The sequence below is a fragment of the Pedococcus bigeumensis genome, assembly GCF_006438965.1.
GTDB classification, from domain to species: Bacteria; Actinomycetota; Actinomycetes; order Actinomycetales; family Dermatophilaceae; genus Pedococcus; species Pedococcus bigeumensis_A.
Genome location: NZ_RCZM01000002.1, coordinates 359821 through 376507, shown reverse-complemented (window position 1 = coordinate 376507; position 16687 = coordinate 359821). Strand labels below are relative to the sequence as shown.

The following is a 16687-nucleotide window of genomic DNA, read 5'->3' as shown; positions in this document are numbered from 1 at the left end:
ATGACCGACGCGATGCAGCCCGACACGGAGTTCGCCGGGACGCGGGACGGCTTCGAGCGGCTGTGGACCCCGCACCGGATGGCCTACGTGACAGGAGAGCGCCCGAGCGAGAACGCGGGTGACGGGTGCCCGTTCTGCGCAGCGCCAGCTAAGGACGACGAAGCCGGGCTCATCGTGCACCGCGGCACCAGCTGCTACGTCGTGATGAACCTGTTCCCCTACAACCCCGGTCACGTGCTGGTCTGTCCCTATCGCCACGTCTCGCTCTACGTCGACCTGACCGACGAGGAGACGGCCGAGTTCGCCCTGCTGACCAAGCAGGTCATCGCCGCGATCGACACCGCCTCCGGCCCGCACGGTTACAACATCGGCATGAACCAGGGAGCGGTCGCCGGAGCCGGCGTGCAGGCCCACCTGCACCAGCACATCGTGCCGAGGTGGGGCGGCGACTCGAACTTCCTGCCCGTCATCGGGCAGACGAAGGCGCTTCCGATGCTGCTCGAGGACGTGCGGTCACGACTCGTCGCAGCGTGGCCGGGTGGGGCAGCCGCTCCAGCGGCAGAAAGCTGAGCAGGCAGACCACGAGCGGCAGGAAGTGGATCTTCAGCATGACGTAGGTCGTCAGGTGGAAGCCCGCCCAGAAGAGGAGCGCGGCATACAACGCCTTGCCCCTCAGCCACAGCACGACCGGTGAGCTGAACTCGGCCACGAGCGCCACCCACTGCAGTGCGTGCACCAGCGCAGGGTGCGACGCCACCCACGGGCCGATGCTGTTCGGGCGCCGGCTCAGGGCCCAGGTGAGGGTGGCGCCGTTTGCCCAGCCCCAGCCACCGAACCGCATCTTCGCGTTGGCCGACAGGAAGTAGATCGAGACGGCACCGATCTGGACCATCCGGATCGCCCAGCCGGCGGCGCGGGACGTCACGTCGACGTCGCTGAGCCGGGCCCGTCCGGCGGTCGGCAGCACGAACAGGGCCACCATCAGCGCGAAGTGGTCGTGGTCGACCTTGGAGTAGGCGAAGGCGTTGCTCACCCAGTCGAGCATCCCCACGGCGCAGACCCACCCTGCCAGCCGCGGCACCCGGCCGGTGAACGCCACCGCGGAGCTCACGAGGATCACCGCCAGCAGCACCCGCACGTAGTCGTGCGACGGCGCAGGCAGGTGCAGCAGGGTGCGGACCTCGAGCCCGCGGTACAGGCTCGGAGGCACGTCGCCGTGCGGGATCGGGTCGGTCACGATCCACAGCACGTCGAGCCAGACGAAGGCGTAGACGAAGCGGCGCAGCCAGGCGACCCGGGCCAGCGGCAGTTCGGGAGCCAGGAAGTTCTCGACAGACCGTTCAACGGCGTTCACGGCGCACCGCCGGGTATGCCGCTCGGCTGCGGTCGCAGCGGATCGCGGACCTGCCACGTGGCCAAGGTGTGGATCGTGGCGGCACCGGTGCCGATCTGGGTGGAGGTGTTGCGCAGGTAGATGACCTGGTACGCAGGCTCGTGCGGGAGCAGCCGGCTGTGGAGCACGGCGATGTCCTGGAGCAGCTCCGGGTGCGCGATGATCCGGGGGGCCTGCCCCTCGATCTCCGCGCGCTCGATACCGATCTTCTCCTTGGACAACGGCACCCGCACCACCTCGCCGTCGACGGTGAGGGCGTCCATGGTCAGCGAGTTGATGATGCCGTTGTTCTGCACCGAGAAGGCGTACTGCGACATCGGCGCGAACGGCCACCAGTCATCGTTGCCGACCCAGGTGCCGAGGCACACCGTGGTCACCACGGCCGCCGCCACAGCCAGCCGCCACAGCGCGGCATACGGGCCCAGTGAGCGCGTCGGCCCCCTCATGCTCCCCTCACGCGGTCATGCTCCCACGCGGGTGACAGACTGAGGACATGGACCAGCTGACAGGGAACGAGCGGGGCCTGCTCATCTTCGACGGCGACTGCGGGTTCTGCACGACCAGTGCCCGGTTCGCCACGCGCTGGGTCGACCGGCGTCGCCGGTACGACGTCGAGCCGTGGCAGCAGGTCGACCTCGAGCGGTTCGACCTCACCGAGGCGGACTGCATCGAGGCGGCCCAGTTCGTCCGCCGTGACGGCACCGTCGTGGCCGCCCACCTCGCCATCGCCGAGGGCCTCAAGCACGGCGCCCCGCTGTGGCGTCCACTCGGCCACCTGGTTACGTTGCCGGGGATCAGCTGGCTGGCGGGTCGGGTCTACACGTGGGTGGCAGACCACCGCTACGCCCTCCCGGGCGGCACTCCGGCGTGTGCACCCACTCACCTGTCCGACAGCGGCGTTGCAGGGGACAGCGGCTCAGTCTCAGTAGGCTGACCACCACCATGCTCAACAAGTACGCACGCGCCCTCTTCACGAAGATCTTCACCCCGGTCGCCCGGCTCTTCCTCAAGCTGGGGATCAGCCCGGACGTCGTGACGATCGTCGGCACGCTCGGCGTGTGCTTCGGCGCACTGGCCTTCTACCCGCGGCACGAGTTCTTCTGGGGGACCGTCGTCATCACCCTGTTCGTCTTCTCGGACACGGTGGACGGCGTCATGGCGCGGATGTCCGGTCGGTCCGGCAAGTGGGGCGCCTACCTCGACTCGACCCTCGACCGGGTCGGCGACTCGGCCATCTTCGGGGGCCTCGTGCTCTGGTATGCCGGGCGCGGCGACGACTTCCTGATGGCCGGGCTGGCCCTGGCCTGCCTGATCCTCGGCAGCGTCGTGTCCTACGCCAAGGCCCGCGCCGAGGGACTGGGCTTCACCGCCAACGTCGGGATCGCCGAGCGTGCCGACCGCCTCGTGGCCGTCCTGGTGATCACCGGGCTGGTGGGCCTGGGCCTGCCCGAGGTCGTCCTCACCATCGTTCTCGCCCTGCTCGCCGTCGCCAGCCTCGTCACGGTGTTCCAGCGCATGCTGCTCGTGCGTCGGCAGGCCCTGGTCGAAGCCTCCTGAGCGGGCTCGCGTCGTGACCGGCTTCGGCGACCACATCGCCGTCAGCGGCTACCGCCTCGGGTGGGGCACCGTTCGACGGCTGCCCGAGCGCACGGCATACACCGTCTTCGAGCAGATCGCCGACCTCACGGTGGCCCGCGGTGGCAAGGGGGTGCAGCGGCTGCGCAGCAACTACGCCAAGGTGCGTCCCGAACTGTCATCCCGGGACCTGGACGCCCTGGTGCGTGAGGGGATGCGTTCGTACCTGCGGTACTACTGCGAAGCCTTCCGGCTCCCGGACCGGTCCCAGGAGCAGATCGCCGCGTCGGTCCGGGTGGTGGGCGACGGACCGGTCCGCGCCGAGCTCGCCGCCGGGCGGCCCGTGGTGTGCTTCCTCGGTCACCTCGGCAACTGGGACCTCGCCGGCGCCTGGGGCACCAAGGCGATCGGCCCCGTCGTCACCGTCGCCGAGCGCCTCAAGCCTGAGGAGGTGTATGCCGAGTTCCTCGCCTTCCGGGAGTCGCTCGGCATGACGATCCTGCCGTTGACCGGCGGTGGGGACGTCTTCGCGCAGCTGCGCGGGCACCTCACCAAGCCGGTGCTGATGCCGCTGCTGGCCGACCGCGACCTGACCGACCGGGGCGTCGAGGTGGACCTGTGCGGCCATCGCACGAAGATGGCCGCCGGTCCGGCTGCGCTGTCGCTGGCCACCGGTGCCGCACTGCACCCGGTATCGATCCACTACGAGCGCGTCGAGGGGTCGAGCTGGAAGCACCGCATCGTCATCACCTGGCACGACCGGGTCGAGGTGCCGTCGTCGGGCACGACCCGGACCAAGGCCGTGGCGATGACCCAGCAGTGCGCGGACGCTCTCGGCTCCACGATCGGGGCGCACACCGCCGACTGGCACATGCTGCAGCGGGTCTTCCTCGACGACCTCGAACCGCGGGCTGAACAGTCGCAGGGGGCCGAGCGGACCTCGCGCCCTGACCGGGCAAAGGGGAGCTGGCCGTGAGGATCGGCATCGTCTGTCCCTACTCCTTCGACGTCCCCGGGGGAGTGCAGTTCCACGTCCGTGACCTGGCCGAGCACTTCCTGGGGCAGGGGCACCACGCGTCCGTCCTTGCTCCCGCCGACGAGGACACCCCGCTGCCGTCCTACGTCGAGTCCGTCGGCCGAGCGGTTCCGGTGCGCTACAACGGCTCGGTGGCCCGGCTGAACTTCGGCCCGCTGACCGCCGCGCGGGTTGGCCGCTGGCTGGAGGCCGGCGACTTCGACGTCGTCCACATCCACGAGCCGGTCACCCCCAGCATCGCGCTGCTCGCCCTCTGGTCGGCTGAGGGGCCGGTCGTCGCGACCTTCCACACCTCGAACCTGCGGTCGCGAGCGATGCAGGCGGCCTACCCGCTGCTGCGGCCGAGCCTGGAGAAGATCAACGGGCGGATCGCCGTGTCGGAGGACGCGCGACGCACCGTCACGACCCACCTCGGCGGCGACGCCGTCGTCATCCCCAACGGCGTCAACGTCTCCCGGTTCGCCGACGCCGTCCCCGCGGAGAAGTGGACGGGCACCGAGTCGGCACCCACCATCGCGTTCCTCGGGCGGATCGACGAACCACGCAAGGGTCTGCCGGTGCTCGCGGCCGCCATGCCCGCGGTGCTCGCCAAGCACCCGGGCGCGCGCGTACTCGTCGCTGGGCCCGGCGACGTCGAGGCTGCACGCGAACGGCTCGACCCGGCTGTCGCTGCCGCCACCGAGTTCCTCGGGATGGTCAGCGACGAGGACAAGGCAGTGCTGTTGTCATCGGTCGACCTCTACGTCGCGCCGCACACCGGGGGAGAGAGCTTCGGCATCGTGCTGGTCGAGGCGATGAGTGCAGGCGCACCGGTCGTGGCGAGCAACCTGCCGGCCTTCGTCCGTGTCCTCGACGGGGGTCAGGCCGGTGCGACCTTCGCCAACGAGGACGGGGCCGACCTGGCTCGACAGCTGCTCCGCCTGCTCGCCGACCGGGGGGAGCGCGAGCGGCTCGGCGAGGCTGGACACCGTCGGGCCTGGGTGTTCGACTGGTCGGTGGTCGCCGAGGACGTCATGGCGGTCTACGACACGGTCACCCACGGCTCTGAGGACGCGCGGTCGGATCCGGCCGCCGACACCAGGTGGACGCGGTTGCTGCGCGGCCGCCGAGGAGGTGATGACTGATGGACTCACTGACCTGGGGCGTCGTGGTCGTTGCCCTGCTGCTCGGTGTCGCGTGGTACCTGTCCTACAGCGCGGCCCGGCTGGACCGACTGCACACCCGCGCCGAGGGGGCCCTGTCCGCACTCGACGCCCAGCTGGTCCGCCGTGCCGAGGCGACCCTCGAGCTGGCCAACTCGGGCGCTCTCGATCCCGCGAGTGCGCTGATGCTCGCTGCTGCGGCGTCCGAGTCCCTCGAAGCCCACAACGAACGTGCCCTCGAGGACGACCTCCTCGACGGCCAGAGCTTCGGTGCCCGTGAGGTGCTCGAGAGCGACCTGACCGAGTCCCTGCAGGCGGCCCTCACGGCAGACGTCGTCGCAGACCTGCGCGGCGGCGAGGCCGACGCGCTCGGGTCCAGCAGCCTGCAGCGGGTCGAGGCGGCCGGTGTCCGGGTGCAGCTGGCCCGGCGTTTCCTCAACGACGCCGTCACCGACGTGCAACGGGTCCGGCGCAAGTGGGTGGTCCGCTGGTTCCGCCTCGCCGGGCACGCCGACCTGCCTCGCACCGTCGAGTTCGACGACGAGCTGCCCCCCGCCGTCCGCGACTGACCTCGGCCCCCTCCCTCCCGACTTGTTGCCGTCTGCTGGTCACGGCGTGGCGGAATCGGGGCCTGGTGACGGGCGGAACGCAACAAGTCGCCCTGCCTTCCGACTTGTTGCCGCGTGGTGGTCACGACGCGGCCGAATTAGAGGCCTGGTGACGGGCAGGCCGCAACAAGTCGCCGCCAATCCGGGCCACAGCGGGGCTGGACTTGGCCGCAGTCGGGGGCACGCGGCATACCAACTAAGATTGGGCCTGAAGCGCGTCCCCTGCGCTGCGCCCTGAACAGATCTGGAGTAGGTCCGCCATGTCCGCCGAGAGCACCACCCCCGACTCGCAGCCCACCACCGGCACGTCCCGCGTCAAGCGCGGCATGGCCGAGATGCTCAAGGGCGGCGTCATCATGGACGTCGTCAACGTCGAGCAGGCCAAGATCGCCGAGGACGCCGGCGCCGTCGCCGTGATGGCCCTCGAGCGGGTCCCCGCCGACATCCGCGCCCAGGGTGGCGTGTCCCGCATGTCCGACCCCGACATGATCGACGGCATCATCGCGGCCGTGTCGATCCCGGTGATGGCCAAGGCGCGCATCGGCCACTTCGTCGAGGCCCAGGTGCTCCAGTCCCTCGGTGTCGACTACATCGACGAGTCCGAGGTGCTCACCCCGGCCGACTACGCCAACCACATCGACAAGTGGAACTTCACGGTTCCCTTCGTCTGTGGCGCGACCAACCTCGGCGAGGCCCTGCGCCGCATCACCGAGGGTGCGGCGATGATCCGCTCCAAGGGCGAGGCGGGCACCGGTGACGTCTCCAACGCCACCACCCACATGCGCCAGATCCGCCAGCAGATCCGCAAGCTCCAGGGTCTGCCCGAGGACGAGCTCTACGTCGCGGCCAAGGAGCTCCAGGCCCCGTACGACCTCGTCAAGGAGGTCGCCGAGCTCGGCAAGCTCCCGGTCGTGCTGTTCACCGCCGGTGGCATCGCCACCCCGGCCGACGCCGCGATGATGATGCAGCTCGGTGCCGAGGGCGTGTTCGTCGGTTCGGGCATCTTCAAGTCCGGCAACCCGGCCCAGCGCGCCGAGGCGATCGTCAAGGCGACCACATTCTTCGACGACCCCGACGTGATCGCCAAGGTCTCGCGTGGTCTCGGTGAGGCGATGGTCGGCCTCAACGTCGACGAGATCCCGGAGCCGCACCGGCTCTCCGAGCGCGGCTGGTGACCACCCCAGCTCACAGCTGACTAGAGAACGGCGCCGGGTGGTCGACCACCCGGCGCCGTTCTGTCACACCACCCGTCAGGTGACCTGGCCGCGGGTGCGGAACTCCTCCCGCTCGAACTCGCGCCCCTCGAGGACCGCCGCCACGTGCTCGGCCGCCGCGACGACGTCGGCGTGTGACAGGTAGAGCGGGCTGAACCCGAGCCGCACGATGTCGACCTCACGGAAGTCGCCGATGACGCCGCGGGCGATGAGGGCCTGCACCACGGCATACGCCTCGGGGTGCCGCAGGCTCACCTGCGAGCCGCGCCGGGCGTCCTCGCGCGGGGTCGCGATCGGCAGGTCGACGCCGAGGGCGTCGAGCGCCTCGATGAACAGACCGGTCAGCGACAGCGACCGGGCCCGCACGTCCTCGATCGAGAGCCCGTCGTATGCCGTGAGCGCCCCTTCCAGCGTGAGCAGGCTCAGCAGGGGAGCGGTGCCGACCCGGGCCCGGGTGATCGTGGCCGCGGGGTCGTAGTCGGTGGACATCCCGAACGGGTTGGCGTGGCCCTGCCAGCCGGCCAAGGGGTTGTCGAAGGCCGCGAGGTGCTCGGCGCGGACGTAGATGAAGGCCGGCGCACCGGGACCCCCGCTCAGGTACTTGTAGCCACAGCCGACGGCCAGATCGGCACCTCCTTCGTCGAGCCCGACAGGCATGGCACCGGCCGAGTGGCACAGGTCCCAGCAGATGAGGGCGCCGACGTCGTGGGCGGCCCGGGTGAGCGCGGGCAGGTCCCACTGCTCGCCGGTGCGGTAGTCCACCTGCGAGTAGGCCGCGAGAGCGAGGGACTCGCCGAGCTCGGCGATGCGCGCCGGTGCCTCGGGCGTGGGCACCAGCTCGAGGGTCAGACCGAGCAGGTCGCAGGCCGACCGCGCGATGTAGACATCGGTGGGGAAGGAGTCGGGGTCGGTCAGCACGGTGCTGCGACCCGGGCGCATCCGCGAGGCGGCGACGATCGTCTTGAACAGGTTGACCGACGTCGAGTCGGTCACCACGACCTGGCCCGGACCGGCCCCGACCAGCTCGCCGATCCGGTCACCCACCCGCTCCGGGGCTCCCCACCAGTCGGACTCGTTCCAGGCGCGGATGAGCTGCTCGCCCCACTGCCGCGACACCACGTCGGCGGCCGTCTCGGCGGCCGCGATCGACAGCGCCCCGAGCGAGTTGCCATCGAGGTAGATCACGCCCTCGGGTATGCGGAAGGCGCTGCGACGGTCGGTGTGGGCGTGCTGCGCGTCGAGGTCCTTGGCGCGGGCGGCGAGGTCGGTCATGTCCGCAACCTATCGGGGCGGAGCCGGCCGTCGTCAGGGCCCCGGGCCACCGATCTGGATCAGTCGGGTAGCACCATGAACAGCACGGGGAGGTGGTCTGCCGGCAACCACCAGGGGCGGCCCGCGCCGACCACCTGCCACCCGGTGCGACGGTAGAGCTCGACGGCTGACGCGGTCTCCTGCACGACGTCGAGCACGGGCGTGCGTCCCGACGCGCGGATCGCGCCCACAGCGGTACCGAGCAGCGCCTTGCCCACGCCGCGACCCGCCACCGTGTGGTCGACGAACAGCACCGCTACGGCGGCCAGCTCCTCGCGGGGCCTGCCGCTGCCGGCGACCCAGAGGTCGGCCTCCAACCCCGGCTCCACCCGCGAGACCGCGACGTGCCCGACCACGCGTCCGTCGAGCTCCGCGGTCCACGCAGCGTCCTCGTCGGCGCGGGCGATGAAGTCCTCGACGGGAAACGGCAGCGGCCAGTTCTGCGGGTAGCCCGAGTGCAGCCGCTGCGCCGCGAGCACGTCCGCCAGCACGGGGATGTCCTGCGGGCTCCGCGCGCGGACGACGACCTGACTCATGCCGCCACTGTAGGTCGGGCGCGGGGCGGGGCGTCGTGGCTGTCCGGCCGGTCGTAGCATTCCCGGCGTGACCGCCCAGCCGACCATTGGAGTCCTCGCCGTCCAGGGCGACGTGCGAGAGCACCTGTATGCCGTGGAGCAGGCGGGCGCGCGGGCCACCACCGTGCGCCGCACCTCCGAGCTGGACGCGGTCGACGCGTTGATCATCCCGGGCGGGGAGTCCACGACGATGGACAAGCTGGTCCGCGCCTTCGAGCTGCGCGACCCGCTGCGCGCGAGGCTGGGTGCCGGCATGCCGGCATACGGGTCCTGTGCGGGCATGATCATGCTCGCGGACCGCATCGCCGACGCCCGACCAGACCAGCAGACCCTTGGCGGCCTGGACATCACGGTGCGCCGCAACGCCTTCGGTCGGCAGGTCGACTCCTTCGAGGAGGACCTGCACATCCGCGCCATCGGCGGGGCACCGATGCGAGCCGTGTTCATCCGTGCACCCTGGGTCGAGGAGGTGGGCGAGGGCGTCGAGGTGCTGGCCCGCGTCGAGGACGGTCCGGCCGCAGGTAGGATCGTCGCCGTTCGTCAGGGGTCGGTGATGGCCACCTCCTTCCACCCGGAAGTGACCGGTGACCACCGGTTCCACCAGTTGTTCGTCGAGATCGTGAGAGGCAACGCATGAGCGGCCACAGCAAATGGGCAACCACGAAGCACAAGAAGGCTGCCATCGACGCGAAGCGGGGCAAGCTCTTCGCCAAGCTCATCAAGAACATCGAGGTCGCGGCGCGCACCGGCGGCGGTGACGTCACCGGCAACCCGACGCTCTATGACGCCATCCAGAAGGCCAAGAAGACCTCGGTCCCCAACAACAACATCGACAACGCGGTCAAGCGCGGGTCCGGTGCGACCGCCGGCGGCGCCGACTGGGAGACCATCACCTACGAGGGCTACGCGCCCGGCGGTGTCGCGGTCCTCATCGAGTGCCTGACCGACAACCGCAACCGCGCGGCTGCCGAGGTCCGCACCGCCCTGACCCGTAACGGTGGACAGCTGGCCGACCCTGGTTCGGTCTCCTACGTCTTCGACCGCAAGGGCGTCGTCGTGATTCCCAAGGGGGACAAGACCGAGGACGACATCCTCGAGGTCGTGCTCGAGGCTGGCGCCGACGAGGTCAACGACCTGGGGGACGCCTTCGAGATCATCTCCGAGGCGAGCGACTTCGTCGCCGTCCGCAAGGCGATCCAGGACGCCGGCATCGACTACGACTCGGCCGAGGCCTCGTGGGTGCCCAACCTGCGTGTGCCGCTCGACGCCGACGGTGCCCGCAAGATGATCCGCGTCATCGAGGCGCTCGAGGACTCCGACGACGTGCAGGACGTGTTCGCGAACGGCGACATCAGCGACGACGTGCTCGCCGAGCTCGAGGATGACGACGAGTAGAGGGCGTGTTGCTGCGCTGGCAGGTGCGGACCGGTGTGTAGCGTTTGAACCGAACACCTGTTCGGACACGCCTTGGTCGGATATGAGGGAGCTTCTGTCGTGCGCGTACTCGGGGTCGATCCCGGCCTGACCCGGTGTGGCATCGGGGTGGTCGAGGGCGGTCGTGGTCGCCAGGTCCGCCTGATCGCCGTCGGCGTGGTGCGGTCACCGGCCACCGAGCCCACGGCCGAGCGGCTGCTCTACCTCCAGACCGAGCTCGACACCTGGCTCGACCGTTTCCAGCCGGACGCCATCGCCGTGGAGCAGGTGTTCGCGGACGTCAACGTCGCCAGCGTCATGCACACCATGCAGGCCTCGGCGATCCCGCTGTTGGCCGCTGCCCGCAGGGGGCTGCCCGTCGAGCTGCACACGCCGACCTCGGTCAAGGCAGCCGTCACGGGCTCCGGTCGCGCCGACAAGGCCCAGGTGACCGCCATGGTCACCCGGATCCTGCGGATGGAGTCCGCGCCCAAGCCCGCCGATGCCGCCGACGCCCTGGCCATTGCGATCTGCCACCTGTGGCAGGGCGCCGCGACCAACCGGCTCCAGGACGCCGCCCGCGCCGAACAGGCCCGTCTGCGGGCTGCGGTGGCCCGATGATCGCCTCGGTGCGCGGTCCGGTGCGTCACCTCGGCCTCGACCGGGTGGTCATCGAGGTCGGGGGAGTCGGCATGCTGCTGCACACCACACCGGCCACCGCGTCCGCCCTGCACCTCGGACAGGAAGCCCTGCTCGCGACCACCCTGGTCGTCCGCGAGGACTCGCTGACGCTCTATGCCTTCACGACCGACGACGAGCGTGACATCTTCGAACAGGTGCAGACCGTCTCCGGCGTGGGTCCCCGCATCGCCCTCGCGATGCTCTCGGTGCTGGCTCCCGACCGGCTGCGCGCCGCCGTGACGAGCGCCGACCTCGCCACCCTGACCAAGGTGCCCGGCATCGGCAAGAAGGGCGCCGAGCGCATCGTCCTCGAGCTGCGCGACAAGCTCGGTATGCCGTTCGGTGCCGCGGGTGCGACGACCGCGGTTCCCCCTGTGGGTGCCACCGCCTGGCGCGACCAGGTGGCCGAGGCGCTCGTCGGGCTCGGCTACTCCGCCAAGCAGGCCGACGATGCGGTCTCGAAGGCGGCCGACGCCGCGCCCGCGGGTGCCGACGTCTCGGCGATGCTCCGCGCGGCCCTGCGCGAGCTGGGGCGCTAGGCCATGGCTGACGGCTTCTCCTCGGAGATGTTCGAGGACTCCTCGATCGACGCGACGGCACGGGTGGTCGACACCGGGAGCGACGCGGACGAGCGCACGGTCGAGGCGGCCCTGCGCCCCCGTCGGCTCAGCGAGTTCACCGGCCAGACCCGAGTGTGCGACCAGCTGTCGTTGGTGCTCGAGGCGGCCAAGCGACGCGGCACGCCGCCCGACCACGTGCTGCTCTCCGGGCCCCCCGGGCTGGGCAAGACCACCCTGGCCATGCTCATCGGCACCGAGCTGGAACGCCCGATCCGGATCACCAGCGGACCCGCCATCCAGCACGCGGGTGACCTGGCCGCGGTGCTCTCCTCCCTGATGGAGGGCGAGGTCCTGTTCCTCGACGAGATCCACCGGATGTCTCGCTCGGCCGAGGAGATGCTCTACCTCGCGATGGAGGACTTCCGGGTCGACGTCATCGTCGGCAAGGGCCCGGGTGCCACCGCCATCCCGCTCGAGCTGCCGGCCTTCACCGTGGTGGGTGCCACCACCCGGGCGGGGCTGCTGCCCGCACCGCTGCGTGACCGGTTCGGCTTCACCGGACACCTCGACTTCTATGCCCCCGACGAGCTGGTCACCATCCTCGAGCGGTCCGCGCGGCTGCTGGAGGTCTCGGCCGACACCGACGGCATCACCGAGATCGCCCGGCGGTCCCGTGGCACACCCCGGGTCGCCAACCGGCTGCTGCGTCGGGTCCGCGACTGGGCCCAGGTGCACGGTCGGCAGGTCGTCGACGAAGAGGCCGCGCATGCCGCGCTGGCGCTCTTCGACGTCGACGACCGAGGTCTCGACCGCCTCGACCGGGCCGTCCTCGACTCGCTCTGCCGGCGCTTCGGCGGGGGACCCGTGGGCCTGTCGACGCTGGCCGTCGCCGTGGGGGAGGAGGCCGACACCGTCGAGACCGTCGCCGAGCCGTTCCTCGTCCGCGAGGGGTTCATCACCCGCACGCCCCGCGGTCGAGCCGCAACTCCTCTGGCGTGGCAGCACCTCGGCCTGACGCCCCCGCAGGGCTACACGGCCCAGCCCAGCCTCCCGCTCGACACCGGCGAGGGCCGCTTCGGCGCCTGACCCGCTCGAAGGTGGGCCACCGGCATACCCAAGGCTGGTGACCGCAAAGGTCATAATTGGAACGCAGCCACGGTGGGGCACGTTGGTCGGTATGCCGTGCGTCACCTACACTCGGGCGGTCCCCCGGCTGGAGTCGGGGACTTGCGCGTGCCCGACTGCGTGGCGCCGCACAAAGTCTGCCCCAACCCGAAGGGACTGCTCCATGACGTTAGGCATGCCGGCCACGCTGACGGCGGTCACGGCTTCTGGCGGCGGCTCGCCCGTGGCCAGCCTGCTGATCTTCGCGCTGCCCGTGCTGCTCATCCTGTTCATGGTGTTCAGCCAGCGTCGTCGTCAGCGCGAGGTCCAGTCTCTGCAGGCCACCCTGTCTGTCGGTGACGAGGTCACCACCACGTCGGGCCTCTACGGCACGATCAAGTCGCTCGACGACAGCACCGCCACCCTGGAGATCAGCCCCGGGGTCACCGTCCGCTTCGACCGGCGAGCCATTGGCACCAAGACGGTGTCCACCGGCCCGGCCGCACCCAGCACCACCGAGTAGAGGTCCCCGCACGTGGCAATCAACCCGCACAACCGCAAGCCGCTGAAGATCCTGTCAGCGCTGGCGGCCGTCACCCTCGGCCTCTACGGCCTCCTCTTCGCAGTCAGCACCTGGGGTGACGCGCAGTGGCAGCCCAAGCTCGGTCTGGACCTCGAGGGCGGCACCCAGATCGTGCTGAAGCCGGTCCTCATCGGCAACGCGAAGGTCACCAACGAGCAGCTGACCCAGGCGCGCGACATCATCGTGCAGCGCGTCGACGCCAACGGTGTCGCCGGCGCCGAGGTGACCACGCGCAACAGCCAGGACATCGTCGTGAGCATGCCGGGCACGCCCGACAAGGCCACCGAGGACGCCATCCGCAAGTCGTCGCAGATGCGGTTCCGCCCGGTGCTCGCTGCGGCGCCGGGGACGAACCAGCCCGCACCGACGACCACCCCCAGCGGGACCGCGACCGGAACGGGAACCGCCACCGGCACGGCCACGCCCGGCAGCGAGATCCCGACCGCCACCGGCACTGCCACGACGGCCAAGTCCGGTCTGCCCGGAGCGTTCGTCAAGGGCACCACCGAACCGACCCCCGGCGCGACGGCAACCCCCGGCGCGACGGCGACCACCGGAGCCGTAACGCCCACGACACCGGCGACCAAGCCGGTTGACGGGAGCGACCTCGCCTACGTCACCGACGCCCTCGCCAAGCAGTTTCAGGAGCTCGACTGCTCCAAGCCGGGCGTCCTCGACGGCCTCGAGGACATCCAGGACCAGCCGCTGGTCACCTGCACCGACGACGGCGCCGAGAAGTTCATCCTCGGCCCGGTCGAGGTCCGCGGCGACCAGATCAAGGACGCCGTGGCGGGCTACGTCCCGCTGTCGAACGGCCAGCCGTCCTCGCAGGTCGAGATCCGGCTGTCCTTCAACAGCAGCGGCACCAAGGACTTCGGCACCGTCACCAAGCGCCTGGTCAACCTGCCGGACCCGCGCAACCGGTTCGCCGTCACGCTCGACTCGAAGGTGCTGACTGCGCCCGTCGCGCAGGCTGCCATCCTCGACGGGCAGGCCAGCATCACCGGCCAGTTCACCATCGACTCGGCGCGCGACCTGGCCAACCAGCTCAAGTTCGGAGCGCTGCCGCTGTCCTTCACGCTGCAGACCCGTGACCAGATCAGCCCGACCCTGGGCAGCGAGCAGCTCAGGATGGGCCTGATCGCCGGCATCATCGGCTTCGCACTCGTCTTCCTCTACTCGCTCGCGCAGTACCGGGCGCTCGGCCTCGTGACGGTGCTGTCCATCGTCATCGCCGCCGGGCTGACGTACGTCGCGATCGCGCTCCTCGGGTGGTCGCACAACTTCCGGCTCGACATGGCCGGCGTGACCGGTCTGATCGTGGCCATCGGTGTCACCGCCGACTCGTTCATCGTCTACTTCGAACGCATCCGCGACGAGGTCCGTGAGGGACGGCCGCTGCGCGCCGCCGTCGACACGGGTTGGCGACGGGCTCGACGGACCATCTTCGCCGCTGACGGCGTGAACTTCCTCGCCGCCTTCGTGCTCTACCTGCTGGCGTCCTCGAACGTGCGCGGCTTCGCCTTCACCCTCGGGCTCACGACCCTGATCGACCTGCTCGTCGTGGTGCTGTTCACCCACCCGCTCGTGGCGATCCTGTCCGGTACCAAGTTCTTCGGCGGCGGGCACAAGTGGTCCGGTCTCGACCCGGAGCGACTCGGGGCCAAGGCCCACAAGGCCAGGTATGCCGGGCGTGGACGGGTCGCGATGCCGAAAACTGCCTCAGCCGTGAGCGATGGGAGCGCACTGTGATCAACTTCGCCGCACTGGGCAACGACCTCTACACCGGCAAGCGGTCGATCGACTTCGTCGGTCGCTACAAGCGCTGGTACGCCCTTTCCGGCGTGTTCTGCGCCATCGCGATCATCGGTCTGGTCTGGCACGGGCTCAACCTCAGCCTCGAGTTCCGCGGGGGCTCGGAGTTCCGGGTGTCGTCAGTCACCAACTCGACCAACTACGAGTCCCGAGCCAAGGACGCGGTGGGGACCATCCCCACCGCGGGCGCGGCTGAGGTGACCAAGGTCGGCACGAGCACCATCCGGGTGCAGACCGAGAAGCTGAACGAGGACGAGATCCGCTCGGTGCAGTCCGCCCTCGCCGGCGAGTTCAAGACCAGTACGAACGACGTGTCCGCGTCGTTCGTCGGTCCCTCGTGGGGTGCGTCGGTCAGCCAGCAGGCGCTCAAGGCCCTTGCGGTCTTCCTTGCCCTCGTGTCGTTGGTCATGGCCATCTACTTCCGCACCTGGAAGATGGCCGTCGCCGGCCTCGTCGCGCTGCTGCACGACCTCTTCATCACCGTGGGTGTCTATGCCCTTGCCGGGTTCGAGGTCTCGCCGGCGACCATGATCGGCTTCCTGACGATCCTCGGATACTCGCTCTATGACACCGTCGTCGTCTTCGACAAGGTGCGCGAGAACACGAACGAGGCCCTGGGCAACGGCCGGATGACCTACTCCCAGGCGGCAAACCTTGCGGTGAACCAGACCCTGGTGCGGTCGATCAACACGACGATCGTCGCTCTCCTGCCGATCGCCTCGATTCTCGTCATCGGCTTCCTCTACCTCGGCCCGGGAACGCTGCTCGACCTGGCTCTGGCCCTGTTCGTCGGAATCGCCGTCGGCGCCTACTCCTCGATCTTCATCGCGACGCCCCTGCTGGTGCACCTGCGCCTGAAGGAGCCCGCGGTCGCCGACCTGGAGAAGAAGGCCACCCGCTACCAGTCCCGCCACGGCGGGGTCGTGTCGTCCTCCGACGCCGCCCCGGTCCCGCACGAGCCGGACGCCGAGGAGCTTGCAGCTGCCGGCTCCGACCGTGAGTCCGTCTCCGCGACCGCACGCTCTGGTGGCGTCGTCCGCGAGACGCACAAGTACGCGACGAGTGGCCCGCGCAACCAGCCCAAGCGTCCCCCGAAGTCACGTCGATGAGTCCTTCCCGGTGCAGTGAGGCCGGCCGGTGAGCGCCACGCTCGCCGACCGGGTCAGCTCGCGGCTCCGGGACATCCAGGACTTCCCGAGCCCGGGGATCCTGTTCAAGGACGTCACGCCCGTCCTGGCTGACCCGGCGGTCTTCGGCGACGTCATCCGCGACATGGCGGACCGGCGCCGGGGGACCGTCGACGTCATCGTCGGCATCGAGGCTCGGGGCTTCATCTTCGGGGCGGCCCTGGCCCACGAGCTCGGAATCGGCTTCGTGCCGATCCGCAAGGCAGGCAAGCTCCCCGGCGAGGTGAGGGGCCTGACCTACGACCTCGAGTACGGCACGGCCACCATCGAGATCCACCAGGACGCGTTCGTCGGCGGGGAGAGGGTTCTCGTCGTGGACGACGTGCTCGCGACCGGTGGCACCGCGGAGGCCGCCTGCCGGCTGTTGGACGAGGCCGGCGCAACCGTAGTCGCCTTCGAAACCCTGGTCGAGCTGGCCTTCCTCCCGGGTCGAGACCGCTTGGTCGGGCGCGAGATCCACGCGACCGTGGTGGTCACGTAGGCTTCCGAC

The 16687-nt window shown here is 70.1% G+C and carries 20 protein-coding genes; 16 read left to right on the top strand and 4 right to left on the bottom strand.

Translation table 11 applies throughout. From position 1 onward, the window contains the following. Positions 1-570 carry an HIT family protein gene (locus tag EAH86_RS06685; RefSeq protein ID WP_140737993.1) on the top strand — a complete coding sequence of 190 codons (570 nt, stop codon included), beginning with the start codon at positions 1-3 and terminating at the stop codon, positions 568-570. Here the strand turns inward: EAH86_RS06685 and EAH86_RS06680 are convergent. Continuing rightward, positions 467-1354 carry a hypothetical protein gene (locus tag EAH86_RS06680; RefSeq protein ID WP_194150747.1) on the bottom strand — a complete coding sequence of 296 codons (888 nt, stop codon included), beginning with the start codon at positions 1352-1354 and terminating at the stop codon, positions 467-469. The genes EAH86_RS06685 and EAH86_RS06680 overlap by 104 nt on opposite strands. Further along, complete coding sequence (locus EAH86_RS06675; protein WP_140737990.1) at positions 1351-1839, bottom strand: hypothetical protein; 489 nt, start codon at positions 1837-1839, stop codon at positions 1351-1353. The genes EAH86_RS06680 and EAH86_RS06675 overlap by 4 nt, the downstream gene beginning before the upstream one ends. Positions 1840-1886: 47 nt before the next feature. On the opposite strand from EAH86_RS06675, the gene EAH86_RS06670 reads away from it, so the two are divergent. The 6 genes from EAH86_RS06670 to pdxS all read left to right on the top strand — a co-directional run bounded on the left by EAH86_RS06670 (position 1887) and on the right by pdxS (position 6929). Next, the gene (locus tag EAH86_RS06670) at positions 1887-2327 is read left to right on the top strand and encodes a thiol-disulfide oxidoreductase DCC family protein (protein WP_140737987.1); all 441 of its coding nucleotides are present in this window, start codon (positions 1887-1889) and stop codon (positions 2325-2327) included. A gap of 8 nt (positions 2328-2335) precedes the next feature. Next, a complete protein-coding gene (gene pgsA, locus EAH86_RS06665; RefSeq protein WP_140737984.1) occupies positions 2336-2950 on the top strand; it encodes a phosphatidylinositol phosphate synthase in 615 nt (204 codons plus the stop codon). 13 nt (positions 2951-2963) lie between these two features. Next, positions 2964-3944 carry a phosphatidylinositol mannoside acyltransferase gene (locus EAH86_RS06660; protein ID WP_140737981.1) on the top strand — a complete coding sequence of 327 codons (981 nt, stop codon included), beginning with the start codon at positions 2964-2966 and terminating at the stop codon, positions 3942-3944. Then, positions 3941-5128: a glycosyltransferase family 4 protein gene (locus tag EAH86_RS06655; RefSeq protein WP_140737978.1), complete on the top strand. Its 1188-nt coding sequence runs from the start codon at positions 3941-3943 to the stop codon at positions 5126-5128. Before EAH86_RS06660 ends, EAH86_RS06655 begins: the two co-directional genes overlap by 4 nt. Further along, positions 5128-5715, top strand: a complete 588-nt coding sequence (locus EAH86_RS06650) for a hypothetical protein (protein WP_194150746.1) — start codon at positions 5128-5130, stop codon at positions 5713-5715. Before EAH86_RS06655 ends, EAH86_RS06650 begins: the two co-directional genes overlap by 1 nt. Positions 5716-6014: 299 nt before the next feature. Continuing rightward, the gene (gene pdxS, locus EAH86_RS06645) at positions 6015-6929 is read left to right on the top strand and encodes a pyridoxal 5'-phosphate synthase lyase subunit PdxS (protein ID WP_140737973.1); all 915 of its coding nucleotides are present in this window, start codon (positions 6015-6017) and stop codon (positions 6927-6929) included. 75 nt (positions 6930-7004) lie between these two features. Here the strand turns inward: pdxS and kynU are convergent, their stop codons facing one another. Both kynU and EAH86_RS06635 read right to left on the bottom strand, forming a co-directional pair. After that, positions 7005-8240, bottom strand: a complete 1236-nt coding sequence (gene kynU, locus EAH86_RS06640; protein ID WP_140737970.1) for a kynureninase — start codon at positions 8238-8240, stop codon at positions 7005-7007. A 59-nt stretch (positions 8241-8299) separates the two neighbouring features. Next, on the bottom strand, positions 8300-8815 hold the full coding sequence (locus EAH86_RS06635) for a GNAT family N-acetyltransferase (RefSeq protein WP_140737967.1): 516 nt from the start codon (positions 8813-8815) through the stop codon (positions 8300-8302). 67 nt (positions 8816-8882) lie between these two features. Between EAH86_RS06635 and pdxT the strand changes: the two genes are divergently transcribed. From pdxT to EAH86_RS06590, 9 genes are all read left to right on the top strand, one after another. Continuing rightward, positions 8883-9491, top strand: a complete 609-nt coding sequence (gene pdxT / locus EAH86_RS06630) for a pyridoxal 5'-phosphate synthase glutaminase subunit PdxT (protein ID WP_140737964.1) — start codon at positions 8883-8885, stop codon at positions 9489-9491. After that, a complete protein-coding gene (locus EAH86_RS06625) occupies positions 9488-10249 on the top strand; it encodes a YebC/PmpR family DNA-binding transcriptional regulator (RefSeq protein ID WP_140737962.1) in 762 nt (253 codons plus the stop codon). The genes pdxT and EAH86_RS06625 overlap by 4 nt, the downstream gene beginning before the upstream one ends. Positions 10250-10348: 99 nt before the next feature. Next, positions 10349-10888, top strand: coding sequence for a crossover junction endodeoxyribonuclease RuvC (gene ruvC, locus EAH86_RS06620; RefSeq protein ID WP_140737959.1), 540 nt, complete (start codon positions 10349-10351; stop codon positions 10886-10888). After that, positions 10885-11487: a Holliday junction branch migration protein RuvA gene (gene ruvA / locus EAH86_RS06615; RefSeq protein ID WP_140737956.1), complete on the top strand. Its 603-nt coding sequence runs from the start codon at positions 10885-10887 to the stop codon at positions 11485-11487. Before ruvC ends, ruvA begins: the two co-directional genes overlap by 4 nt. A 3-nt stretch (positions 11488-11490) precedes the next feature. Beyond that, complete coding sequence (ruvB, locus tag EAH86_RS06610) at positions 11491-12594, top strand: Holliday junction branch migration DNA helicase RuvB (RefSeq protein ID WP_140737953.1); 1104 nt, start codon at positions 11491-11493, stop codon at positions 12592-12594. Between the two features lie 202 nt (positions 12595-12796). Further along, on the top strand, positions 12797-13135 hold the full coding sequence (gene yajC, locus EAH86_RS06605) for a preprotein translocase subunit YajC (RefSeq protein ID WP_241668238.1): 339 nt from the start codon (positions 12797-12799) through the stop codon (positions 13133-13135). Positions 13136-13147: 12 nt separating this feature from the next. Continuing rightward, a complete protein-coding gene (secD, locus tag EAH86_RS06600; RefSeq protein ID WP_140737950.1) occupies positions 13148-14947 on the top strand; it encodes a protein translocase subunit SecD in 1800 nt (599 codons plus the stop codon). After that, positions 14944-16119 (top strand): protein translocase subunit SecF, encoded by a 1176-nt coding sequence (secF, locus tag EAH86_RS06595; protein WP_140737947.1) that lies wholly within the window; start codon positions 14944-14946, stop codon positions 16117-16119. Before secD ends, secF begins: the two co-directional genes overlap by 4 nt. A gap of 28 nt (positions 16120-16147) precedes the next feature. Further along, positions 16148-16678, top strand: a complete 531-nt coding sequence (locus EAH86_RS06590) for an adenine phosphoribosyltransferase (protein WP_140737944.1) — start codon at positions 16148-16150, stop codon at positions 16676-16678. The last annotated feature ends 9 nt before the right edge of the window (positions 16679-16687 follow it).

What these genes read in the sequence shown, in the direction of transcription:
- EAH86_RS06685 (WP_140737993.1), top strand. Translation starts at nt 1, where the DNA reads ATGACCGACGCGATGCAGCCCGACACGGAGTTCGCCGGGACGCGGGAC.
- EAH86_RS06675 (WP_140737990.1), bottom strand. Translation starts at nt 1,839, where the DNA reads ATGAGGGGGCCGACGCGCTCACTGGGCCCGTATGCCGCGCTGTGGCGG.
- EAH86_RS06670 (WP_140737987.1), top strand. Translation starts at nt 1,887, where the DNA reads ATGGACCAGCTGACAGGGAACGAGCGGGGCCTGCTCATCTTCGACGGC.
- pgsA (WP_140737984.1), top strand. Translation starts at nt 2,336, where the DNA reads ATGCTCAACAAGTACGCACGCGCCCTCTTCACGAAGATCTTCACCCCG.
- EAH86_RS06650 (WP_194150746.1), top strand. Translation starts at nt 5,128, where the DNA reads ATGGACTCACTGACCTGGGGCGTCGTGGTCGTTGCCCTGCTGCTCGGT.
- pdxS (WP_140737973.1), top strand. Translation starts at nt 6,015, where the DNA reads ATGTCCGCCGAGAGCACCACCCCCGACTCGCAGCCCACCACCGGCACG.
- kynU (WP_140737970.1), bottom strand. Translation starts at nt 8,240, where the DNA reads ATGACCGACCTCGCCGCCCGCGCCAAGGACCTCGACGCGCAGCACGCC.
- EAH86_RS06635 (WP_140737967.1), bottom strand. Translation starts at nt 8,815, where the DNA reads ATGAGTCAGGTCGTCGTCCGCGCGCGGAGCCCGCAGGACATCCCCGTG.
- EAH86_RS06625 (WP_140737962.1), top strand. Translation starts at nt 9,488, where the DNA reads ATGAGCGGCCACAGCAAATGGGCAACCACGAAGCACAAGAAGGCTGCC.
- ruvA (WP_140737956.1), top strand. Translation starts at nt 10,885, where the DNA reads ATGATCGCCTCGGTGCGCGGTCCGGTGCGTCACCTCGGCCTCGACCGG.
- ruvB (WP_140737953.1), top strand. Translation starts at nt 11,491, where the DNA reads ATGGCTGACGGCTTCTCCTCGGAGATGTTCGAGGACTCCTCGATCGAC.
- yajC (WP_241668238.1), top strand. Translation starts at nt 12,797, where the DNA reads ATGACGTTAGGCATGCCGGCCACGCTGACGGCGGTCACGGCTTCTGGC.